This window comes from Stenotrophomonas acidaminiphila, from assembly GCF_014109845.1.
Lineage (GTDB): Bacteria > Pseudomonadota > Gammaproteobacteria > Xanthomonadales > Xanthomonadaceae > Stenotrophomonas > Stenotrophomonas acidaminiphila.
The window spans coordinates 1,730,976-1,752,560 of the sequence record NZ_CP043567.1 but is presented as its reverse complement, the minus strand read 5'-3'; the positions used below and the strand labels follow the sequence as shown (position 1 = coordinate 1,752,560).

Annotated in this window: 16 protein-coding genes, 10 tRNA genes and 1 pseudogene; 7 read left to right on the top strand and 20 right to left on the bottom strand. The window is 67.8% G+C overall.

Annotated elements, in window-relative coordinates; genetic code table 11:
• Nucleotides 1-20: 20 nt before the first annotated feature.
• A complete protein-coding gene (locus F0P95_RS08025; protein ID WP_232528939.1) occupies nucleotides 21-605 on the bottom strand; it encodes a class I SAM-dependent methyltransferase in 585 nt (194 codons plus the stop codon).
• Nucleotides 606-685: 80 nt separating this feature from the next.
• Here F0P95_RS08025 and gloB point away from each other — a divergent pair, with 80 nt between their 5' ends.
• Together gloB and F0P95_RS08015 are read left to right on the top strand one after the other, a co-directional pair.
• A complete protein-coding gene (gloB, locus tag F0P95_RS08020; protein ID WP_182336414.1) occupies nucleotides 686-1,450 on the top strand; it encodes a hydroxyacylglutathione hydrolase in 765 nt (254 codons plus the stop codon).
• Complete coding sequence (locus tag F0P95_RS08015; protein ID WP_182336412.1) at nucleotides 1,447-2,658, top strand: lytic transglycosylase domain-containing protein; 1,212 nt, start codon at nucleotides 1,447-1,449, stop codon at nucleotides 2,656-2,658. The genes gloB and F0P95_RS08015 overlap by 4 nt, the downstream gene beginning before the upstream one ends.
• A gap of 115 nt (nucleotides 2,659-2,773) precedes the next feature.
• Here the strand turns inward: F0P95_RS08015 and F0P95_RS08010 are convergent, their stop codons facing one another.
• The 16 genes from F0P95_RS08010 to F0P95_RS07935 form a co-directional block, all read right to left on the bottom strand.
• Entirely contained in the window at nucleotides 2,774-4,744 is a 1,971-nt protein-coding gene (locus F0P95_RS08010; RefSeq protein WP_182336410.1) for a peptidyl-prolyl cis-trans isomerase, read from the bottom strand.
• A gap of 176 nt (nucleotides 4,745-4,920) precedes the next feature.
• A tRNA-Asp gene (locus tag F0P95_RS08005) sits at nucleotides 4,921-4,997 on the bottom strand.
• Between the two features lie 67 nt (nucleotides 4,998-5,064).
• Nucleotides 5,065-5,141 (bottom strand) — tRNA-Asp (locus F0P95_RS08000).
• An 84-nt stretch (nucleotides 5,142-5,225) separates the two neighbouring features.
• Nucleotides 5,226-5,302, bottom strand: a tRNA-Asp gene (locus tag F0P95_RS07995).
• 31 nt (nucleotides 5,303-5,333) lie between these two features.
• Nucleotides 5,334-5,408 (bottom strand) — tRNA-Val (locus F0P95_RS07990).
• Nucleotides 5,409-5,420: 12 nt separating this feature from the next.
• A complete protein-coding gene (locus tag F0P95_RS07985) occupies nucleotides 5,421-5,693 on the bottom strand; it encodes an HU family DNA-binding protein (RefSeq protein WP_054663508.1) in 273 nt (90 codons plus the stop codon).
• 208 nt (nucleotides 5,694-5,901) lie between these two features.
• Nucleotides 5,902-8,358 (bottom strand): endopeptidase La, encoded by a 2,457-nt coding sequence (gene lon, locus F0P95_RS07980; protein WP_182336409.1) that lies wholly within the window; start codon nucleotides 8,356-8,358, stop codon nucleotides 5,902-5,904.
• Nucleotides 8,359-8,505: 147 nt separating this feature from the next.
• Entirely contained in the window at nucleotides 8,506-9,786 is a 1,281-nt protein-coding gene (clpX, locus tag F0P95_RS07975; RefSeq protein ID WP_054663502.1) for an ATP-dependent Clp protease ATP-binding subunit ClpX, read from the bottom strand.
• 127 nt (nucleotides 9,787-9,913) lie between these two features.
• Nucleotides 9,914-10,540, bottom strand: a complete 627-nt coding sequence (gene clpP, locus F0P95_RS07970) for an ATP-dependent Clp endopeptidase proteolytic subunit ClpP (protein WP_182336407.1) — start codon at nucleotides 10,538-10,540, stop codon at nucleotides 9,914-9,916.
• A gap of 72 nt (nucleotides 10,541-10,612) precedes the next feature.
• A complete protein-coding gene (gene tig, locus F0P95_RS07965) occupies nucleotides 10,613-11,908 on the bottom strand; it encodes a trigger factor (RefSeq protein ID WP_182336405.1) in 1,296 nt (431 codons plus the stop codon).
• 168 nt (nucleotides 11,909-12,076) lie between these two features.
• Nucleotides 12,077-12,161: transfer RNA gene (locus F0P95_RS07960), tRNA-Leu, on the bottom strand.
• 184 nt (nucleotides 12,162-12,345) lie between these two features.
• Nucleotides 12,346-12,421 (bottom strand) — tRNA-Lys (locus F0P95_RS07955).
• Between the two features lie 109 nt (nucleotides 12,422-12,530).
• A tRNA-Lys gene (locus F0P95_RS07950) sits at nucleotides 12,531-12,606 on the bottom strand.
• Nucleotides 12,607-12,687: 81 nt separating this feature from the next.
• A tRNA-His gene (locus F0P95_RS07945) sits at nucleotides 12,688-12,764 on the bottom strand.
• Nucleotides 12,765-12,797: 33 nt separating this feature from the next.
• A tRNA-Arg gene (locus F0P95_RS07940) sits at nucleotides 12,798-12,874 on the bottom strand.
• 44 nt (nucleotides 12,875-12,918) lie between these two features.
• Nucleotides 12,919-12,995, bottom strand: a tRNA-Pro gene (locus F0P95_RS07935).
• A gap of 134 nt (nucleotides 12,996-13,129) precedes the next feature.
• Here F0P95_RS07935 and F0P95_RS07930 point away from each other — a divergent pair.
• Nucleotides 13,130-13,548: pseudogene (locus F0P95_RS07930) on the top strand (Bax inhibitor-1/YccA family membrane protein); the annotation flags it as partial.
• A gap of 76 nt (nucleotides 13,549-13,624) precedes the next feature.
• Here the strand turns inward: F0P95_RS07930 and F0P95_RS07925 are convergent.
• The 3 genes from F0P95_RS07925 to grxC form a co-directional block, all read right to left on the bottom strand.
• Nucleotides 13,625-14,629 carry an isocitrate dehydrogenase gene (locus F0P95_RS07925; RefSeq protein WP_182336403.1) on the bottom strand — a complete coding sequence of 335 codons (1,005 nt, stop codon included), beginning with the start codon at nucleotides 14,627-14,629 and terminating at the stop codon, nucleotides 13,625-13,627.
• 130 nt (nucleotides 14,630-14,759) lie between these two features.
• The gene (locus F0P95_RS07920; RefSeq protein ID WP_054663491.1) at nucleotides 14,760-15,149 is read right to left on the bottom strand and encodes a carboxymuconolactone decarboxylase family protein; all 390 of its coding nucleotides are present in this window, start codon (nucleotides 15,147-15,149) and stop codon (nucleotides 14,760-14,762) included.
• Nucleotides 15,146-15,421, bottom strand: a complete 276-nt coding sequence (grxC, locus tag F0P95_RS07915; protein WP_182336401.1) for a glutaredoxin 3 — start codon at nucleotides 15,419-15,421, stop codon at nucleotides 15,146-15,148. The genes F0P95_RS07920 and grxC overlap by 4 nt, the downstream gene beginning before the upstream one ends.
• A gap of 151 nt (nucleotides 15,422-15,572) precedes the next feature.
• Here grxC and F0P95_RS07910 point away from each other — a divergent pair, with 151 nt between their 5' ends.
• From F0P95_RS07910 to ppk1, 4 genes are all read left to right on the top strand, one after another.
• Nucleotides 15,573-17,222, top strand: a complete 1,650-nt coding sequence (locus tag F0P95_RS07910; protein WP_182336399.1) for a M48 family metalloprotease — start codon at nucleotides 15,573-15,575, stop codon at nucleotides 17,220-17,222.
• 118 nt (nucleotides 17,223-17,340) lie between these two features.
• Nucleotides 17,341-18,030 (top strand): phosphate regulon transcriptional regulator PhoB, encoded by a 690-nt coding sequence (gene phoB / locus F0P95_RS07905; RefSeq protein WP_054663482.1) that lies wholly within the window; start codon nucleotides 17,341-17,343, stop codon nucleotides 18,028-18,030.
• 84 nt (nucleotides 18,031-18,114) lie between these two features.
• On the top strand, nucleotides 18,115-19,455 hold the full coding sequence (phoR, locus tag F0P95_RS07900) for a phosphate regulon sensor histidine kinase PhoR (RefSeq protein WP_054663479.1): 1,341 nt from the start codon (nucleotides 18,115-18,117) through the stop codon (nucleotides 19,453-19,455).
• Nucleotides 19,452-21,539, top strand: coding sequence for a polyphosphate kinase 1 (gene ppk1, locus F0P95_RS07895; RefSeq protein WP_182336398.1), 2,088 nt, complete (start codon nucleotides 19,452-19,454; stop codon nucleotides 21,537-21,539). The genes phoR and ppk1 overlap by 4 nt, the downstream gene beginning before the upstream one ends.
• The last annotated feature ends 46 nt before the right edge of the window (nucleotides 21,540-21,585 follow it).

The following is a 21,585-nucleotide window of genomic DNA, read 5'->3' as shown; positions in this document are numbered from 1 at the left end:
TTGTTCCGTTGAGTGAAGCGTCAAGTCGCCACCGGTCCGCCCCAACCCACGGGGCGGGCGGCTTCAGGGCCGATGAAGGCCGCCGCACGCTTCTCGAATTCCAGTACGCGGACCGCGCGCAATGCCGGCAACGCCTTGCCGCCGGCAGTCCCGGCATCGCGCCACAGCGGTCCGAAATGGCGCACCGAGCGGACCCGCAGCCCCTCGCGCTGCAGCCGCGACTGGCAGCGCGTGGCCGATGGCGGCCGCGCGCCCTGCCACTGCCAGTGGGCACGGTAGGGACTGTAGCGGTTGAGCAGGGTCATCCACAGCCGGCCACCGGGCATCAGCACCCGCGCGCACTCGGACAACAGCGGTTCCAGGTCCAGCGCTGCGACGTGCTGCAGGACGATCGCGTTGACCGCCTCCGAGGGCAGCGGCAGCGGCAGCGCGCAGCACACGTCGCCGCCCCAGCCGTGCCCGTCGGCCGCCCGGTGCAGCCGCACCCCGCGCCCGGCGGGCGCCTCGGCGGGCAGCCAGGTCGCGCAGGGAGCCAGCCACAGCCAGGGCTGCGCGGGAAACCCGCCGACCTGATCGAGCAGGTGGCGCTGTTCCGCGGCCCGCATCGCCGCCGCTCCAGTCTTCTCAAACCAGGCCGAGACTGCAGCTTGACGGGGGAACGGGGCGGCAGGCATGGTCCAATTCTATGCGACTGACCGCCCTGCCTGCATTCCAGGACAACTACATCTGGGCGCTGCAGGCGCCGGATGGAAGCACCGTGTTCGTCGATCCCGGCCAGGCGCAACCGGTCCTGGACGCGGCCACGCAGGGCATGCGGCCGGCCGCCGTGCTGCTTACCCACCACCACGACGACCACGTCGGCGGGGTGGCGGAACTGCGCGCACGCTGGCCCGACCTGGCGGTCTTCGCACCGGAAGATGAACGGATTCACCTGAAATGTGAAAGAGTGGGCGATGGCGACCGGGTAGAATCGGCCGGCTTCGCGTTTTCGGTGCTGTCCGTCCCCGGCCACACCCGGAGCCACATCGCCTTCCATGGCCACGGTCATCTGTTCTGTGGCGACGCGTTGTTCAGCCTGGGCTGTGGACGCATGTTCGAAGGTACGCCCGCCCAGATGCTGGCCTCGCTACGGCGGCTGGCGGCACTGCCGGCGCAGACGCGGGTCTGCTGCGGGCATGAGTACACGCTGGGCAATGCCGTGTTCGCGCGGCATGTCGATCCCACCAACGCGGCATTGCATCGCCGCCAACAGGAAGCCATGGACATGCGCAGCCGCTCCCGCCCGACCGTTCCCTCGCTGCTGGCCAGCGAACTGGAATGCAATCCCTTCCTGCGCACGCATGCCGAACCCGTGCGCCAGGCCATCGCCGCGCGGCTGGGCCGCGCGCCGCTGGACGAAGTGGAAGTGTTCGCCGAATTACGGCGCTGGAAAGACGGTTTCCGCGCGTGAGGCGGCGCGGCCTGTCCCTGGCGCTGGGGCTGCTGCTCGGCGCCGGTGCCGGCGTCACCGCCGGCGCGCAGTCGCTGCCGGCCAGCGCCGGCCTGACCCAGAACATCGCCTCGCTCGCGGCCCTGCCCGCCGACCCGGCGGCACTGCCGGCGCCGCTCACCCGCAATGGCCACCAGATATTCGCCAGCTTCCGCGAGGGCCTGGCGATGGCGCAATGCGATGCGGACGCCACCAGCCCGCGCTGGCGCAGGCAGTTCGCGCACGCGCCGTCACGCCTGGGCAATGTCGAGGATGACGCCCTGCCACTGTTCGGTTATGTGGTGGACGAGCTGCGCGCGGCCGGCCTGCCCACCGAATTCGCGTTGATTCCCTTCGTGGAAAGCGGCTATCGACCGGGCGCGCGCAACGCCAGCGGCCCGGCCGGGTTGTGGCAGTTCATCGCCACCACCGCGCGCAACCACCGGGTGCCGATGGAAAGCGGCTATGACGGCCGGCTGTCCGCGGTCGATTCCACCCGCGCCGCGGTGCGCTACCTGAAAACGCTCTACGGCATGTTCGGCGGCGACTGGCAGTTGGCCGTCATGGCCTACAACGCGGGCGAGTACCGCATCCTGCAGGCGCTGCGCCGCGGCGGCATGAACGCGCAGAACGCGCGTCCGGCCGAGCTGCCGGGCCTGTCGCCGATCACCCATGCGTATGTCGAGAAGCTGCATGCCCTGGCATGCGTGCTCGAACAGGCGGAGAAGGAGCCGGAGCTGATGGCGGCCCTGGACCGCCCGGTACCGGTCCTGCGCGGACATGCGCTGCCGGCCGGCACCAGCCTGGCCGACTGGTCGGCGCGCAATGCGCTGGACCCGGCGCGTGTGGCCCGGCTCAATCCGGCCGTCACCGGCAAGCGCGCCGGTACCCGGGTGCTGGCGCCGGCACTGCCGGACATGGTCCTGGGCAGCGAAAGCCAGATCGCGGCATCCACCACGCCAGCGGCGGCACTGCCCGCCCCGGCCCACGTCGATGTCGCCAGTAGCGCCGTGGCCATCGCGGGCGCCACCGGCACGGGACGTGGCCATACGGTCCGCAGCGGCGAATCAGCCTGGACGATCGCGCGCCGGTACGGCATTCCGGTCAAGACCCTGCTTTCCCGCAACAACCTGGACGCCAACGCGATCCTCAAGCCCGGCATGGTGCTGCGTTTCGAGGAAAGCCGCTGACCCGGCGCTGACGCCACCGACGGCAAAAACGCGAAAGCCCGGCTGCATGCCGGGCTTTCTGCTTCATGGGACCTGCGGGGCGTTCACTGCAACGCCCCGGCCACGCCCCCGGGGGTCAGAGCTGCGATTCCTGCACCTGCACCTTGAAGCGCTTGCGCAGGCCGTCGACGAACGCCTTGGCCGCCGCCGCGCCGTCGAGCTGGCTCAGCTGCTGCTTCAGCATCGCCAGCTGCGGCTCCGGCACTTCCTTCAGGTCGCCCGGGGTGACCTTGGTCACCGCGAACACCGCATAGCGGCCGCCGTCCATCTCCACCTTGCCGTAGCTCGGCTTGCCGTCGGTCGGCGGCGCCACGCTGAACACCGCACGATTGGCGGCGGCCGTCGGCATCGGCGCCGAACGCGGCAGGCCCGGCATCGGCAACAGCTGCAGCTTCTCGCCCTCGGCCAGCGCCTGCAGCGTCTGCCCACCCTGCAGCTTGGCCAGCAGCGCATCGGCCGCCTTCCTGGCCGCTTCCTCGGTACGGTGCGCACGCACCGCGGCGATCACCTGCTCGCGCGCCTGCGCCAGCGGGATGGCCTGCTCCGGCGTATGCGCCGTCACCCGGATCATCACGTTGTGGTTCGGGCCCAGTTCGATCGGGTCGCTGACCGTACCGTCCTCCTTCAGCGCATCGGAGAACGCCGCACGCAGCACCGCCGGGTTGGCGGCGATGCCGCTGGCGGTGGCGCGGGTGAACGGCCCCAGCGTCTGCACCGGCAGGCCCACTTCCTTGGCCGCCGAATCGAGCACGGTCGGATTCTTGTAGACCAGGTCCACCAGGCGCCCACCCAGTTCGTTGAAGGCGCGCTCGGTATCGGCCTGCAGCTGCTCGGCCGCCAGCTGGTCGCGCACCTCTTCGAACGGACGCCCCTCGCCGCCCTTGACCTCGCGCAGCTTCAGCACGTGGTAACCGAACTCGGTCTTCACCGGGCCGCTGATCTCACCCGGCTGCATGGCGAACAGCGCATCCTCGAACGGCTTCACCATCACGCCATGCTCGACCCAACCCAGGTCGCCGCCTTCGGCCTTGGAGCCCGGATCGTCGGAATTGGCCTTGGCCAGCGCGGCGAAGTCGGCACCCGGCTGCCTGGCGTCGGCGGCCAGCTTGGCGGCCTTGGCTTCGGCGGCCTTCTGCGCGGCGGCGTCGCTGCCGGCGCTGATCAGGATGTGCGAGGCCAGGCGCTGCTCCGGCTTGACGAAGCGCGCCTTCTCTTCCTCATAGCGGCGGCGCAGGGCCGCCTCGTCCGCCGGCGTGGCCGCAGGCATGCGCGCCGCATCCAGCTCGACGTACTCGATGGACACGCTTTCCGGCTGCATGAAATCGCGGGTATGGGTGTCGTACCACTGCTTGATCTGCGCGTCGTCCACCGCGGCGGTGTCGGCTTCCGGCGCCGGCAGCATGGCGAACTCCACGTCGCGCGTCTCGCCCAGCAGCTTCAGCAGGCGCTCGCTCTCGCCCTTGGTGGCAAAGCCCGACTGCGCCAGCGCGGTCGGGATGATCGACTGCTGCAGGCTGGTGCGGACCACCTGGTCGAACATATCCGGCGTGCGCGGCGGCTGGCTCTGTGCCAGCACCAGGCGGTACTGCTCGGCATCGAACTTGCCGTCGCGCTGGAATGCCGGGATCGCGGCGATGTAATTGCGCACCGCCTCGTCGCCGATCACGATCCGCGCGTCTTCGGCGGCCAGCCGCACCACCTGCTCGTCGATCAGCTGGTCGAGCACGGCCCGCTTGTTCTCGGTGGTCTCGAACTCGCGCGGATCGAAATTGTCGCCCTGCTGCTGGCGGGCCTCCATGCGCGCCTGTTCGAAGCGCGTGCGGAAATCCTCGACGCTGATCTCATGGTGGTTCCACAGGAACGACATCGGCCACCACGACGGCGCCGAGCGCCACCACGACGGCGGTGCGGATACCTTGGCGACGTTCTGCGCACCGACACCGCCCAGATAGCTGTTGTCGATCACGAACAGGAACGGAATCATCAGCAGCCCCAGGATCACGGTCACGATCCAGCCCGAGGTCTTGTCGCGGAGTTTCTGCAGCATGGGAAAATCAAGGCCTGATTGGCGAGCCGGGCAGTGTAACCCGCTTCCCGCCTGACTCCCAACCGGAGCGGGCGTGCGCCCCCGTCCACGCACGACGTCGTTGCCATGGCAGCCGCCAGGGCCAGGGCTGATGGCGAAAAAAAAGCCCCGGGCTTCTGCCCGGGGCTTCGAATCAATGGCGGAGCGGACGGGACTCGAACCCGCGACCTCCGGCGTGACAGGCCAGCATTCTAACCAGCTGAACTACCGCTCCGCATATTGCAACTGCTACCGGCCGACATCGCGACCGGGGTGCCACTGCATGCAGTGGCGGGTGGAACTGGCGGAGCGGACGGGACTCGAACCCGCGACCTCCGGCGTGACAGGCCAGCATTCTAACCAGCTGAACTACCGCTCCGCACTTGATTGTTCGCTTCCAGCACCACTCCGGAAGAGTGGAGAGAAAGCAAGGCCCCCGATTGCTCAGGGGCCCTCTTGAAACTGGCGGAGCGGACGGGACTCGAACCCGCGACCTCCGGCGTGACAGGCCAGCATTCTAACCAGCTGAACTACCGCTCCACTTTCAATACTGCTCGACGGTGCTTTTACGTGGTGGGTGCTGAGGGTTTCGAACCCCCGACCCTCTCCTTGTAAGGGAGACGCTCTACCACTGAGCTAAGCACCCCCGGTGAGCCGCTTAGTTTACAGCGTCCTTCAGGGCTTTACCAGCCTTGAAAGCAGGATTTTTCGACGCGGCGATCTTGATGGTGTCGCCGGTCTTCGGGTTGCGACCGGTGCGCTCGGCACGCTCGCGGACCTGGAAGGTACCGAAACCCACCAGCGTCACGGCGTCGCCCTTCTTCAGCGCCTTGGTGATCTCGGCGACGACGGCATCGACCGCACGGCCGGCTTCGGCCTTGGAGAGGTCAGCAGCAGCGGCAACGCCGTCGATCAATTCGGTCTTGTTCATTATGTAATAACTCCCTATGCGGCAATCCGCGGAATAGATTGGATTGGTCGTCGCCATCACAGCGGCGGCGGCGGCCGTAAGATCCTGCAAACACGCCGCCCGCTCATCGAGCGGGCGCGTGAGTCGCACTTTTATACCAGCGCCCCCCTACCCACGCAAGCCGAAAAGCCAATAACGACGCGGGTTTCAAGGGATTTTGCGTTCATCATCAGTGCTTGACGCGCGCGGCCGGAGCTGCCTTCGCCCGACCCCGCACCGCCACGCGCTGGCCGTTCTTGCGCACCTTCTTCGGCGCCAGCGGCGCCTCCAGCGCGATGTCCAGCACTTCATCGATCCACTTCACCGGGATGATGTCCAGGTCGCGGGTCACGTTGGCCGGGATGTCGGCCAGGTCCTTGCGGTTCTCCTCCGGGATGATCACCGTGCGGATGCCACCGCGCAGCGCGGCCAGCAGCTTCTCCTTCAGCCCGCCGATGGCGGTGACGCGGCCGCGCAGGGTGATCTCGCCGGTCATGGCGACATCGGCCTTGACCGGGACCCGGGTCAGCGTCGACACCAGCGAGGTGACCATGGCGATGCCGGCACTGGGGCCGTCCTTGGGCGTGGCGCCATCGGGCACGTGCAGGTGCACGTCGTGCTTCTGCAGGAAGTCCACGTCGATGCCCAGCGCCTGCGCGCGGGCGCGCACCACCGACAGCGCCGCCGTCGCCGATTCCTTCATCACGTTGCCGAGCTGGCCGGTCAGCGTCACCGCGCCCTTGCCCGGAATCAGCGTCGATTCGATCTGCAGCAGGTCGCCGCCGACCTCGGTCCAGGCCAGGCCGGTGACCAGGCCGACCTCGTTCTCCTCCTCGGCGCGGCCGAAGTCGAAGCGGCGCACGCCCAGATACCTGTCCAGGTTGGCGGCGTCGACCACCACCAGCGCCCTGGGCTTCTTCGCGGCCTTCCGGGCCGTCTTCCTGGCCGGCTGCGGGCCGGCGAGCGCGATCTCCTTGACCACCTTGCGGCAGATCTTGGCGATTTCGCGCTCGAGGTTGCGCACGCCGGACTCGCGCGTGTAGTAGCGCACGATGTCGCGGATCGCGTCCTCGTCGATGGCCAGTTCCTCCGGCTGCAGGCCATTGGCCTTGAGCTGCTTGGGCACCAGGTAGCGGGTGGCGATGTTGAGCTTCTCGTCCTCGGTGTAGCCCGGGATGCGGATCACCTCCATGCGGTCCAGCAGCGGGCCGGGGATGTTGAGCGAGTTGGAGGTCGCCACGAACATCACTTCGGACAGGTCCAGGTCCACTTCCAGGTAGTGGTCGTTGAAGGCGTTGTTCTGCTCGGGGTCGAGCACTTCCAGCAGCGCCGACGACGGGTCGCCACGGAAATCCATCGACATCTTGTCGATCTCGTCGAGCACGAACAGCGGGTTCTTGCTGCCCACCTTGTTGAGGTTCTGCACGATGCGCCCGGGCATGGAGCCGACGTAGGTACGGCGGTGGCCGCGTATCTCGGCCTCGTCGCGCACGCCGCCCAGGCTCATGCGCACGAACTTGCGGTTGGTGGCCTTGGCGATGGACTGGCCCAGCGAGGTCTTGCCCACGCCCGGCGGCCCGACCAGGCACAGGATCGGGCCCTTCATCTGCTTCACCCGCGACTGCACCGCCAGGTACTCGAGGATGCGGTCCTTGACCTTGTCCAGCCCGTAGTGATCGGCGTCGAGCGTGTCCTGGGCGACCTTCAGGTCCTTGCGCACCTTGGTGCGCTTCTTCCACGGCACGCCCAGCAGCCACTCCAGGTAGTTGCGCACGACCGCGGCCTCGGCCGACATCGGCGACATCTGCTTGAGCTTGTTGAGTTCGTTCCTGGCCTTGGCCTCGACTGCCTTGGGCATGCCGGCCTCGGCGATCTTGCGCGCCAGCTCGTCCAGTTCGCCCGGCGCGTCGTCCAGGTCGCCCAGCTCCTTCTGGATGGCCTTCATCTGCTCGTTGAGGTAGTACTCGCGCTGGCTCTTCTCCATCTGCGACTTGACCCGGCCGCGGATGCGCTTTTCCAGCTGCTGCACGTCGATCTCGCCATCGACCAGGCCCACCAGCATCTCCAGCCGGTCGCCGACCTGCAGCGTTTCCAGCAGCTTCTGCTTGTCGGCCAGGCGCACGCCGATATGCGCGGCGATGGTGTCGGCCAGCCGCGACGGCTCCTCGATGCCGTTCAGGGTCTGCAGCAGCTCCGGCGGCAGCTTGCGGTTGGTCTTGACGTACTGTTCGAACAGCGACATCAGCGAACGCGCGATCGCCTCGATCTCGCGCGACTCGCGCGACTCGTCCGATTCCAGCTCGGTGCCGGCGCCCTGCAGCGCGCCGTCCTGCTCGCGGATCCTGTCCACGGCCACGCGCGCCAGGCCCTCGACCAGCACCTTGATGGTGCCGTCGGGCAGCTTCAGCAGCTGCAGCACCTGCGCCAGGGTACCGACGGTGTACAGGTCGGCGGCGGCGGGATCATCGGTCTCGGCCGACTTCTGCGCGACCAGCAGGATGCGCTTGTCCGCTTCCATCGCCCGCTCCAGCGCCTGCATGGACTTGTCGCGCCCGACGAACAGCGGGATGACCATGTGCGGGAACACCACCACGTCGCGCAGCGGCAGGACCGGCAGGTCGAGGACTTCGGTTTGGGACTGGGCCATGGGGGGGCTCCACTTGGATTCGGGGGTGGCCATGAAAAAAGCCGATGGCCCCGTTATGGGGCCATCGGCGGGGTGATGCAAGTGGCGTCGGGGAAGCACCTGAACCGGGCTTCACCTGGCGTGGACAGGACGTCCCGACACGCCTATTCAGTCACCGGATGCGGCCTTGGCCGGTGGCGTCTGGTAGATCACGTACGGCTCGGACTTGTGCTCGATGACCGATTCGTCCACCACCACCTTGCTCACGTTCTCCTGCGACGGCAGGTCGTACATGGTGTCCAGCAGCACCGACTCGACGATGGTGCGCAGGCCGCGCGCGCCGGTCTTGCGCTTGAGCGCCTTCTTGGCGATGGCCGACAGCGCGTCCGGGCGGAACTCGAGCTCGACGTTCTCCATCTCGAACAGCTTCTTGAACTGCTTGGTGATGGCGTTCTTCGGTTCGGTCAGGATCCTGACCAGCGCCGTCTCGTCCAGCTCCTCCAGGGTCGCCACCACCGGCAGGCGGCCGACGAACTCCGGGATCAGACCGAACTTGATCAGGTCCTCGGGCTCGACCTCGGCCAGCACCTTGCCCACTTCCTGCTTGCGCTCGCTGCTCTTGACCTTGGCGCCGAAACCGATGCCGCCGGCCTCGCTGGAGCGCTGCTGGATGACCTTGTCCAGGCCGGCGAACGCACCGCCGCAGATGAACAGGATGTTCTTGGTGTCCACCTGCAGGAATTCCTGCTGCGGATGCTTGCGCCCGCCCTGCGGCGGCACGCTGGCCACGGTGCCTTCGATCAGCTTCAGCAGGGCCTGCTGCACGCCTTCGCCGGACACGTCGCGGGTGATCGACGGGTTCTCGCTCTTGCGCGAGATCTTGTCGATTTCGTCGATGTAGACGATGCCCTGCTGCGCCTTCTCGACGTCGTAGTCGCACTTCTGCAGCAGCTTCTGGATGATGTTCTCCACGTCCTCGCCGACATAGCCGGCTTCGGTCAGCGTGGTCGCATCGGCCATGGTGAACGGCACGTTGAGCAGCCGCGCCAGCGTCTCGGCCAGCAGCGTCTTGCCCGAGCCGGTCGGGCCGACCAGCAGGATGTTGGACTTGGACAGCTCGACGTCGTCGCTCTTCTGACGGCTCTCGATGCGCTTGTAATGGTTGTACACGGCCACCGCCAGCGTGCGCTTGGCGCGGTTCTGGCCGATCACGTACTGGTCCAGGACCTCGAGGATCTCGCGCGGCTTGGGCAGCGAACTGCGTGCCGACTGCGCCTTTTCCTCAAGTTCCTCGCGGATGATGTCGTTGCACAGCTCCACGCATTCATCGCAGATGAACACGCTCGGACCCGCGATCAGCTTGCGTACTTCATGCTGACTCTTGCCGCAGAACGAGCAGTAAAGGATCTTGCCGCTGTCTCCGGAACGACCTTGCCGGTCTTCGCTCATGCTTCGCTTACCCAGTTGCTCCCCCCGTGAACAGGGGGTTCGATTTCGAGAATAGCACAGGGCCGGATGGACGCCAGTCCACTTCCGACCCTGCAGAAAACGCCGTGTTTTCGGCCACTTAGGCCGGTCACGCCGGCTGGATCGACTCGTCGGGACGCCGCTCCAGGACCTGGTCCACCAGACCATAGGCCTGGGCATCGGCGGCGCTCTTGAAGTTGTCGCGCTCGGTGTCGCGCGCGATGGTCTCCAGCGACTGCCCGGTGTGCCTGGCCAGCACCTCGTTCAGGCGCGCACGCAGGGTCAGGATCTCGCGGGCGTGGATGTCGATGTCGGTGGCCTGGCCCTGGAAGCCGCCCAGCGGCTGGTGGATCATCACCCGCGAATTGGGCAGCGCGAAGCGCTTGCCGGCCGCGCCCGCCGCCAGCAGCAGCGCGCCCATCGAGGCGGCCTGGCCGACGCAGATGGTGCTCACGTCCGGCTTGATGTACTGCATGGTGTCGTAGATCGCCATGCCGGCGGTGACCACGCCACCGGGCGAGTTGATGTAGATGCTGATGTCCTTTTCCGGGTTTTCCGCTTCCAGGAACAGCAGCTGCGCCACCACCAGGTTCGCCATGTGGTCGTCGATCGGGCCGACCAGGAAAATCAGGCGCTCCTTCAGCAGGCGCGAATAGATGTCATAGGCGCGCTCGCCGCGGCTGGTCTGTTCGACCACCATTGGAACCAGGTTCAGGGCTTTGGCTCGGTTGTCCATTACGTGGGGCACCTAATCTTGACGGGGAAACATCACCCCGCGCCAGGGCGCGGGGCGGGTGGAGCGACCGCCTTACGGGCGGATCGCTTCCTGGAACGTCAGCACCTGCTCGGTGTGCTGGGCACGCTCGGCGATCCAGTCGATGACCTGCTCTTCCATCACGCGGTTCTGCAGGCCACTCATCAGCTGGGGGTCGTTGCGGTACATCTCAATGACCTGCTCGGGCTCTTCGTAGGTCGAGGCGATCAGGCGCATGGTTTCGTTCAGGCGCTTCGGATCCAGGCGCAGGTCGTTGCGGCGTGCGACTTCGCCGACCAGCAGGCCGACCAGCACGCGCTTGGAGGCGGCGTCCTTGAAGCCCTCGTGGGCATCGGCCGGCACCTGGCCCGGGTTGCCGCCCTGGCGGCGGATCGCGTCGACCTGCTGGGCCAGCATGGCACGGGCCTCGTTCTCGACCAGGCGCGGCGGCAGCTCGACCGACGCATAGGCGGCGATCAGCTGCTCGCCCACTTCGCGGCGCAGGCGGTTCATCAGCGCACCCTTGAGCTCGCGCTCCAGGTTGGCGCGGATGTCGGCGCGGAACTGCGCCAGCTCGCCGTTCTTCACGCCAAAGCTCTTGATGAAGGCCGCATCGACCTCCGGCACCACCGGCTCGGACACCTCGGTGGCCTTGACCGTGACCTTGACGTTCTTGCCGGCCAGGGCCGGCACGCGCCAGTCGGCCGGGAACGCGACTTCCAGCGTCTTCTCTTCGCCCTTGGCCAGGCCGACCAGGCCCTGCTCGATCTGCTCGAACATCATGCCCTGGCCGATGATGATGGTGCCCTGCTCGGCGCCTTCGGCCGGCAGCCGCTCGTCACCGGCCTGCGACCAGGTTTCCAGCGCGACCAGGTCGCCTTCCTGCGCGCCACGCGCGACCGCCTTCCAGCTGCGGCGCTGCTGGCGCAGGTTCTCGATCATCTGGTCGATGTCGGCGTCGGTGACTTCGGCGCTGTGGCGCACGACGGTCAGCTTGGTCACGTCGACATCGCCGAAATCCGGCACCAGTTCGACGGTGGCGACGAAATCGAATTCGCCTTCGCCGGCCTTGTCGATGCGCGGATTGCCGGCGATGCGCAGCTCATGCTGGCGCAGCGCGGCGTCGAAGGTCTCGCGCAGCAGGCCGTCCATCGCCTCGGCGCGCACCTGCTGGCCGAAACGCTGCTCGACCACCTTGGCCGGCACCTTGCCCGGACGGAAGCCCTTGATGCGCACGGTGCGCGCGATCTCGCCGAGCCGGCCGTTGATGTGGCTCTGCAGGCGCTCCTCCGGCAGGGAGAAGGTCAGGCGGCGTTCCAGGTTGCCGGTGGATTCGATCGAAGCTTGCATGTGGACTCCTGCCACCGGTGGCGCCCTGGCCCCCGGCACGATGTGGAAGATGAACGGTTTCCGACGGACATGATTCCGCCGCAGCCCTGTAGTTTCGCCGATTCCGGCTGGCGCTTCCAGCCTGCCCCCGGACAGGCGCGCCCGGGGAACATCCGGCAGACACACGGATGGTGCGAAAGGGGGGACTCGAACCCCCACGCCTTGCGGCACTGGAACCTAAATCCAGGGCGTCTACCAATTCCGCCACTTTCGCGTCCGGCCGGCATTGTTGCAGACCGGCGGGCAAAAAAGCTGCCGGATGCGCCTTCCGCACCTGCAGGCGATCGCCCCAGGGCCCGCCAACCGCCGGGACGGCAGGGCGCAGGGCAGCGGCATGCGCCGGCCACGCCCGGAAGCAGGCAAAGAAAAGGGCACCCGCCGTAGCGGATGCCCTTGTCTGGTGGGCTGTCAAGGATTCGAACCTTGGACCTATTGATTAAGAGTCAACTGCTCTACCAACTGAGCTAACAGCCCTGAAACATGGGTGCGCGCTGCTGCCTGCGACACCGGATTCCTGCAGAAAACGCAGGACCCTCACTCTAGAGGAAAACAGCCACCTGGCGTACCAGGTGGCTGTCTTTGTTGGTGGGCCGTCAAGGATTCGAACCTTGGACCAATTGATTAAGAGTCAACTGCTCTACCAACTGAGCTAACGGCCCTGAAAATCAGGGGGGAAATGATACCTGCACCCTTCAGTTCCTTCAACCCCGGAATGCACATTCCGGCGTCTTTCTGTTCAATGGGGTGGCTGAGGGGATTCGAACCCCCGACCACTGGAATCACAATCCAGTACTCTAACCAACTGAGCTACAGCCACCACTGAAAACTACAACCCACCGCTTGCGCCGATTGGCGCGCCCGACAGGAATCGAACCTGTAACCGCCGGCTTAGAAGGCCGGTGCTCTATCCAGTTGAGCTACGGGCGCTCTGACCGGATCGTCGCACTCCAACACGCGCTGGTCGCATCGGATGGTCGGGGTAGAGGGATTCGAACCCCCGACATCCTGCTCCCAAAGCAGGCGCGCTACCAGACTGCGCTATACCCCGGCGGTGAATCTCCCGAGGTTCCCCCCGAAAGGTCGGCTATTGTCGGAACTGTGGAGCAGTCTGTCAACGGCGGATTTCATCACGACGGCGGTTGGTTATGTTGCCGGCATCCGCACCCGACCCGCGAGCCCCACGTGCGCAGCGGCAATCCAGCCCTATCCGACTCCACCTTCCTCGATCCTGGCAGCGGCGCGGTGGTCGCGCGCGGCGCCGGGACGATGACCCTCAACGGTACCGTCAACAAGACCGCCTGCTGTTGCTGCTGGCGGCGCCCACCGCGGCCTTCGCCTGGAACCCGGCACTGACCGATACCGGCGAGCTCGCCAGCGGCGCGCGCCTGTACCCGTGGGGCGGACTGATCGGCGGCCTCGTGCTGGCCATGGCCACCGTCTTCAAGAAGCGCTGGGCGCCGGTCAGCGCACCGCTCCATGCGCTGCTCGAAGGCCTGTTCCCGGGCACGATCCCGGCGCGCTACGAGGCGCGTTTCGACGGCATCGTGTTGCAGGCGGTGCTGCTGACCTTCGGCACCCTGTTCGCGGTGCTGCAGGCCTGGCCCGCCACCAGCGCAAGCCGGAACCAGAAAGGGCGCCATCGGCGCCCTTTCTGCTTTCCTCGATGCCGCGCCGCGGTTACAGGCGGCTGGCGATGGCCCGGGCGAAGTCCATGGTGCCACCGGTACCGCCCAGGTCGCCGGTCAGCGAATCCTTGGCTTCCATGGTGGCGACGATGGCCTTGCGCAGGCGCTCGGCGTTCTGCGGCTGGCCGACGTGGTCCAGCATCTGCGCGGCGCCCAGCAGCAGCGCGCACGGGTTGGCGATGCCCTTGCCAGCGATGTCCGGCGCGGTGCCGTGGACGGCTTCGAAAATGGCCGCGCTCTCGCCGATGTTGGCACCCGGGGCCAGGCCCAGGCCGCCGACCAGGCCGGCGCACAGGTCGGAGATGATGTCGCCGAACAGGTTGGTGGTGACGATCACGTCGAACTGCTCGGGACGCATCACCAGCTGCATGCAGGCGTTGTCCACGATCATTTCCTGGAACTCGATTTCCGGGTACTTCGCGGCCACTTCGCGGGCGACGTTCAGGAACAGGCCCGAGGTCGACTTGATGATGTTGGCCTTGTGCACGGCAGTGACCTTCTTGCGGCCGGTGCTGCGGGCCAGCTCGAAGGCGTAGCGCACGATGCGCTCGGAACCCTTGCGGGTGATGCGGGTGCCGGAGAAAGCCGTCTCGCCGTCAGCCGAGACTTCCTGGCCTTCGGACAGGTAGGCGCCTTCGGTGTTCTCGCGCACGGTGATCAGGTCGACGTTCTCGTAGCGCGACTTGGTGTTCGGGAACGAGATCGCCGGACGCACGTTGGCGTACAGGTCGAACTGGCGGCGCAGGGCCACGTTGATCGAGCTGAAGCCGCCACCGACCGGGGTGGTCAGCGGGCTCTTCAGCGCGACCTTGTTCTTCTTGATCGATTCCAGCGTGCTGGCCGGAATCAGCTCACCGTACTTTTCCAGCGCGGCCAGGCCGGCATCGGCGAACTCGTAGGACAGCCCGGCGCCGAGCTTGTCGAGCACGAACAGGGTGGCGTCCATGATTTCCGGGCCGATGCCATCGCCGCGGATGACGGTGATTGTCTGCGTCATGATTTGGGTTCCGAACTGGGAGGGGGAGCGTGCGCCGGCCGGCTGCCCGGGATCAGGCGCATCCAAAAGTTTCAACTGTCAATTATGCCTGATCCGCCCGCCCCGCCCCAACTGGACCAAGGTCGCAGGTTCAGCCGTGGTCGTGCCCGGCCGGGGCCTCCGCGGCCCCGGACTCCAGCTGGTCCAGGAAGTCCACCGCGCGCCGCAGGTGCGGGATCACGATCGAGCCGCCGACCACCAGGCCCACCGAGAAGGTCTCGAAGAACTCCTCGCGGCTGACCCCGGCGTCCTTGCACTGGGCCACGTGGTAACTGATGCAGTCGTCGCAGCGCAGCACCAGCGAGGCCACCAGGCCCAGCAGCTCCTTGGTCTTCACGTCCAGCGCGCCGGCCTGGTAGGTCTGCGTATCCAGCGCGAAGAAGCGCCGCACCACCTGGTTGGGCTCGGCCAGGATGCGCTGGTTCATGCGCTGGCGGAATTCGGTGAATTCGGCCACGCGGTCCTTGTCCGCGCCGCTCATGCGCCCTGCCCCGCGAACAGCGGCTCCAGCTTGCCGGCACGGTGCAGCGCCATCATGTCGTCGTAACCGCCCACATGGACCTCGCCGACGAAGATCTGCGGCACGCTGGTACGGCGAGTCAGCGCCATCATCTTCTCGCGCTCGGCCGGGTCCAGGTCGATGCGCACCTCGTTCCAGGTGCGGCCCTTGCTCTTGAGGAAATTCTTGGCCGCCACGCAGTAGGGACACACGGCGGTGGAGTAGATGGTGATCTCGGGGGTCTGGCTGCTCACGGGAAACTCCGCGCGGGGAATGGTGTCCCTATATGGTAGCGGCGCGCCGGATCACACCGCCCAACGCTGGAACACTGCGGGTTAACCTGTGCTTCACACCCGCGGCCCGCTTCCCCGTCATCCTCCGCCCAGCCTCACCGGAGCCCCACGCTTGCGAACCCTGCTGCTCGCCACCGCCATCGCCCTGGCCCTGGCCACCCCCCTGTCCCGGGCCCAGGACAGCAAGCTGCCGGACATCGGTTCGTCCGCCGGCGAACTGCTCACCCCGGCGCGGCAGGCCGAGTATGGCGGCATGATGCTGCGCGAACTGCGCAACTACGGTTACCTGGTGGACGATCCGCTGGTCGACGACTGGCTGCAGTCCATGGGTACCCGGCTCGGTTCCAACAGCGCCCAGCCGCAGCAGAAATTCACCTTCTTCATGCTCAAGGACCGGCAGATCAACGCCTTCGCCACCCTCGGCGGCTACATCGGCATGAATGCCGGCCTGGTGCTGACCGCCGAGCGCGAGGACGAGGTCGCGGCGGTGCTGTCGCACGAAATCTCGCACGTCACCCAGCAGCACGTGCTGCGCAGCGTCGAGAAGGCGCAGCGCGACCAGATACCGATCCTGCTGGGCATGCTCGCGGCGGTGATCGCGGCGCAGCAGGCCGGCGGCAACTCCTCCGGCGACGCCACCATGGCGGCGATCAGCTCGGGCATGGGCCTGATGCAGCAGCTGCAGATCAACTTCACCCGTTCCAACGAATCGGAGGCCGACCGGCTCGGCATCCGCACGCTGGCGCGCAGCGGCTACGACGTCGATGCGATGGCCGGCTTCTTCGAGCGGATGTCGGCGGCCATGCGCGGCAACGAGGGCGGTTACTCGACGCCCGACTTCCTGCGCACCCATCCGGTGAACATCACCCGCATCAGCGAGGCCAAGGCCCGTGCCGAGCAGATCAAGAAGGACACGGTGCTGCTGACCACCACCACGCCCGGCGGCGTGCGCCAGGAGCGGGTGAACCCGGCCGACCCGGTTCCCGATCCGGCCAGGGCCAGCGGCAACCCGCTGCTGCCCGGCTCGCTGCAGCTGTCGCTGCCGTCGATCGGCCTGCCGCGCGGCGCCAGCGGCCAGTTCGACTGGGCCCGCGAGCGCCTGCGCGTGCTCAGCGCCCCGACGCCGTCCGAGCTGGTGCGCGAGTACCAGGACCTGCGCCGCAGCCAGAAGGACGGCCTGAGCGATCCGCAGCGCTATGGCGTGGCCATCGCCCAGCTGCGCGATGGCACCGGCGCGCTGCAGCAGGCCCTGCAGGAGTTGCAGCAGCTGCAGTCCGAGCACCCCGACAACCTGTGGGTGAACCTGGCGCTGGGCGAGGCGGAGTCGCGCAATGGCCGCCACGCCGACGCCAACCGCCGCTTCGACGCATTGCTGCAGAAGCTGCCGCAGAGCCGCCCGGTGGCGCTGACCTACGCCCAGGTGCTCAACGAGCAGGGCGGCATGGAGGCCGGCAAGCGCGCCCAGGCCATGCTGCGCCCGCTGCTGGCCCGGGCCGGCGACGACCCGGTGTTCCAGCGCACCTTCGCCCGCGCCTGCGAGCTGGCCGGCGACAACGCGCGCGCCAGCGAGGCCTATGCCGAGGCCGCCTACCTGAACGGGCGTCCGGAGCAGGCCCTGCTGCAGTTCCAGGCACTGCTCAAGCAGCCCGGCCTGGACTACGTGAGCCGCGCCCGGGTGGACGCTCGGATCGAGGCGATCATGCCGACCGTGCTGGAAATGCGCCGGCTGGGCATGCGCGACCCGGACATGCAGCGCCGCTGACCCCACGGGCTGCCGGCGGGAGGCCGGGGGACGACACCGCCGGCAATGTCACAAACCGGTCATCAAACCGTAGTCTACTGGGCACATCCGGTCCGATGGGCTTCATGGTAGGCAAGACGTGCAGAAACGCATCCTTATCGTCGATGACGAACCGGCGATCCGCGACATGGTCGCGTTCGCGCTGCGCAAGGGGGAATACGAGCCGGTGCACGCCGGCGACGCGCTGGAGGCACAGACCGCCATCGCCGACCGCGTGCCGGACATGATCCTGCTGGACTGGATGCTGCCGGGCACCAGCGGGCTGGAGCTTGCCCGCCGCTGGCGCAAGGAGGCGCTGACCCGCGACGTGCCGATCATCATGCTCACCGCACGGGGCGAGGAAAACGACCGTGTCGGTGGGCTGGAGGCCGGCGTGGACGATTACGTGGTCAAGCCGTTCTCGGCGCGCGAACTGCTGGCGCGCATCCGCGCGGTCATGCGCCGCACCCGCGACGACGACGAGGACGGCAGCGTGGCGATCGGCCCGATCCGCATCGACGGCGCCGCGCACCGGGTGTTCGCCGGCGACGCGCCGGTCTCGATCGGCCCCACCGAGTACCGCCTGCTGCATTTCTTCATGACCCATCCCGAGCGCGTCTACACCCGCTCGCAGCTGCTGGACCATGTGTGGGGCGGCAGCGTCTACGTGGAGGAGCGCACCATCGACGTGCACATCCGCCGCCTGCGCAAGACCCTGGAACCGTTCGGCGCCGAAAACATGGTGCAGACCGTGCGCGGCGCCGGCTACCGCTTCTCGGCCTCGGTCTGAGCACGGCGCCGCGGCCGGCGCCCGTGCTTCCTGCTATAACCGGTCACGGTTCCCAAGGTTCCACCCGCACCACCCGAGAGCGCAATGCCCCGCCAATTCCGATCCGCCTGGTTGAAGACGCTGGCCACCCTGGCCGCGTTGCTGTTGTCGGCCCTGCTGATCGGCGCCCTGCTCGGCCATCCGGCGCTGGTGCTGGCACTGGCCGCACTCGGGATCCTGGCCTGGCACTACTGGCGGCTGCGCCAGGTGCTGCTGCGCCTGACCGCGCGCCAACGCTGGGAAACCGCGCGCGGCACCGGCGTGTGGAACGAGCTTGACCGCCTGCTGTACCGCAACCAGCAGGAAATGCGGGTGCGCAAGCGGCGCCTGATCGACATGCTGCGCAGCTACCGCGCGGCCGCCGCGGCGCTGCCCGACGCGGTGGTGGTGGTGGACCGCAACACCCAGCGCGTGCAGTGGTTCAACGAGGCCGCCACCGCGCTGCTGGGCCTGCAGCACCCGGCCGACATGGACGCGCCGCTGGTCGAGCGCCTGCAGCCGCTGCCGCTGGCGCACTGGCTGGCCGGCGGCCGCAACGCCGAGCCGATCCTCGATGCCAATTCGCCGGTCGATCCGGGCATCCGCCTGCACCTGCGCCTGATTCCGTATTCGGACCACCACTGGCTGCTGGTGGCGCGCGACGTGACCAAGCTGCTGCACCTGGAACAGGTGCGCCGCGACTTCGTCGCCAACGTCTCGCACGAACTGCGCACGCCGCTGACGGTGGTGCATGGCTACCTGGACATGATGGACCCGGAGGATTTCCCGGACACCGGGCCGATGCTGGCGGAGATGCGCAAGCAGTCCCAGCGCATGGCGCAGCTGGTCGAGGACCTGCTCACCCTGTCGCGGCTGGAATCGCAGCAGCAGACCGAGCTGGAAACCGTGGCGATGACCTCGATGCTCGCCTCGCTGCGGCGCGAAGCCGAGGCCCACAGCCAGGGCCGCCACACGATCACCATCGAGGACAGCGCCGGCGTCGACCTGGCCGGCTCCAACAAGGAGCTGCACAGCGCCTTCTCCAACCTGGTCACCAACGCGGTGCGCTACACCCCGGCCGGCGGCCGCATCACCCTGACGTTCGCCCGCGAGGGCGACGGCGCGGTGCTGGCGGTGACCGACACCGGCTATGGCATTCCGGCCAGCCACCTGCCGCGCCTGACCGAACGCTTCTACCGCGTGTCCAGCAGCCGTTCGCGCGAGAGCGGCGGCACCGGCCTGGGCCTGTCCATCGTCAAGCACATCCTCGGCCTGCACCAGGCGCGCCTGGACATCCGCAGCGAAGTCGGCCAGGGCAGCACCTTCGCCTGCCATTTCGACGCCGAACACGTCCGCCCGCGCACCGCTCTCCCCTCGCCACCGTCCACGGAAGACTCCCCGGCATGAACGCTCCCGTCCCGTCCCCCGTTGCCACGGCCCCCGGCAACGACCCGCTGCGCGACCCGGCGCTGTACATCAACCGCGAGCTGTCGCAGCTGGATTTCAATTTCCGCGTGCTGGCGCAGGCGATGGACGAGCAGGTGCCGCTGCTGGAGCGGCTGCGCTTCCTGTGCATCTCCTGCACCAACCTGGACGAGTTCTTCGAGATCCGCGCCGCGGCGGTGCGCCACGCGCAGGAATTCGGCCTGCCGCCGGCGCCGGACGGCATGAGCCCGCAGGAAATCCTGACCGCCATCCACGACCGCGCCGCCGAACTGGTGGAACAGCAGTACCGCTGCTGGAACGAAGTACTGCGCCCGGCGCTGCAGGACGCGGGCATCGGCATCCTCTCGCCGTCGACCTGGACCCCGCGCCAGCGGCGCTGGCTGCGCGCCTACTTCCGCAACGAGATCATGCCGGTGCTCTCGCCGCTGGGGCTGGACCCGTCGCATCCGTTCCCGAAGATCCTCAACAAGTCGCTGAACATCGTGGTCGTGCTCAAGGGCACCGACGCCTTCGGCCGCGCCGGCCACCTGGCGCTGGTGCGCGCGCCGCGTTCGCTGCCGCGCATCATCCAGCTGCCCAAGTCGCTGGGCGGCACCCAGAACTTCGTGCTGCTCTCGGCGGTGCTGTCCACCTTCGTCAACGAACTGTTCCCGGGCATGGACGTGCGCGGCGCCTACCAGTTCCGGGTCACCCGCAACTCCGAGCTGGTGGTGGACGAGGAGGAAGTGGAGAACCTGGCGCTGGCGCTGCGCGACGAACTGGTCGACCGCGGCTACCGCCCGGCGGTAAGGCTGGAGATCGCCCACGACTGCCCGCGCGCGATCGTGCAGACCCTGCTGCAGAACTTCGGCCTGTCCGAGAACGCGGCCTACCGCATCGACGGTTCGGTCAACCTCAACCGTGTCATCCAGGTCTACGACCTGGTGCAGCGGCCGGAGCTGAAGTACCCGCCGATGACGCCGCGCGTGCTCAAGACGTCCGAAGGCATCTTCGAGGCGGTGGCGCGCGGGGATGTGCTGCTGCACCACCCGTTCGACTCGTTCAGCACCGTGCTCGAGCTGATCCGCGAAGCGGCGGTGGACCCGAACGTGCTGGCGATAAAGCAGACGCTGTACCGCACCGGCAAGGACTCGGGGATCGTCGAAGCGCTGATCCAGGCCGCGCGCAACGGCAAGGACGTGACCGTGGTGGTCGAACTGCGCGCGCGCTTCGACGAAGAGGCCAACCTCGGCCTGGCCGATCGCCTGCAGGATGCCGGCGTGCAGGTGGTCTACGGCGTGGTCGGCTACAAGACCCACGCCAAGATGCTGCTGGTCGTGCGCCGCGAGGGCCGCAAGCTGCGCCGCTACGTGCACCTGGGCACCGGCAACTATCACAGCGGCACCGCGCGGGCCTACACCGACCTGAGCCTGATCACCGCCGATCCGGACATCGGCAACGACGTGCACCAGCTGTTCCAGCAGTTGTCCGGGCTGGCCTCGAAGATGAAGATGGAGTACCTGCTGCAGTCGCCGTTCACCCTGCATGCCGGCCTGCTGCAGCGGATCGAGCGCGAGACCCGGCTGGCGCTGGACGGCAAGCCGGGGCGGATCATCGCCAAGATGAACGCACTCAACGAACCGCAGGTGATCCGCGCCCTGTACGCGGCGTCGCAGGCCGGCGTGCAGATCGACCTGATCGTGCGCGGCGCCTGCACCCTGCGCCCCGGGGTGGAGGGGGTCTCGGACAACATCCGGGTGCGCTCGATCGTCGGCCGCTTCCTGGAGCACAGCCGCGTCTACTGGTTCGGCAACAACGGCGCGCCGGAGCTGTACTGCGCCAGCGCCGACTGGCTGGAGCGCAACCTGCTGCGGCGCGTGGAGACCTGCTTCCCGATCCTGGACAGCGACCTGGCCCGGCGGATCTACCGCGAGGTGCTGCAGAACTACCTGGACGACAACCTCAACGCCTGGGAACTGCAGGCCGACGGCCGCTACCGCAAGTGCACGCCGCAGCCCGGACAGCCGCCGCATTCGGCGCAGCAGGCGCTGCTGGAAGCGCTGTAACCGCGCGCCGCGGCCGCGGCACCCGCAGGCCCGGACGCGCGCGCGC